This window comes from Pseudomonas sp. A125 (genome assembly GCF_055409485.1).
Window position 1 is genome coordinate 1 of sequence record NZ_JBUZVP010000093.1, and the last position, 781, is coordinate 781.

Sequence of the window (781 nt, forward strand, 5' to 3'; positions counted from 1 at the left end):
GGCGGCGGCAAAAACTGAGTGCAACACCTGACCTTTCCGGTACGGTGCTGCCCCTATGTCTTATTCCGAACTCAGCGTTGAAGAACGCGCCACCATTCAAATCAGCCGTGCCCAAGGGTTCAGCCTGCGCAAGATTGCTTGCTTGATCACCCGATCCCCTTCGACCATCAGCCGGGAGCTGCGCCGCAATCGAGATGTCTGTGGTGGCTACTCGGCCCGCATGGCCCAGCAGCAGATGCAGGCCCGCCGCCAAGGCTGTCGACCGAAACGAAAGCTGTTGCCGGGTGGTGAGCGCTTTCAGTTGGTGGCCCATATGCTGCGCGAGCGTTTGTCTCCCGAGCAGATTGCCGGCAAGCTGCGCAGCATGAACATTCCCAGCCTCAGAGATGCATACGTCTGTCGCGAGACGATCTATAACGCCATCTATGCCTTGCCGGTCGGCGAGCTGCGTAAGGAGCTGATCATCTGCCTGCGCCAAAGTAAGACGACGCGCCGGCCGCGCTCTGGCGGCGTGGATCGGCGTGGCCAGATCCCCGAGATGGTCAGCATCCATGTGCGCCCACCGGAGATCGAAGACCGACTGATGCCAGGGCATTGGGAAGGCGATCTGATCAAGGGCAAGGCCAACGCCTCGTCTGTAGGCACGCTGGTAGAGCGCACCAGTGGCTACCTGATGCTGGTAAAGATGAACGACGCGACGGCGACCTCGGCGATGGAAGGCTTCAGTGCAGCGCTCAATGGCATGCCGCTGGCGATGCGCAAGAGCATGACCTACGACCAG

Annotated in this window: 1 protein-coding gene; it reads left to right on the plus strand. The window is 60.9% G+C overall.

Annotated features, from left to right (window positions below):
- Window positions 1-55 precede the first annotated feature (55 nt).
- A partial coding sequence (locus tag ACZRN6_RS36545) for an IS30 family transposase (RefSeq protein WP_464009966.1) occupies window positions 56-781 on the plus strand: 726 nt, incomplete at its 3' end.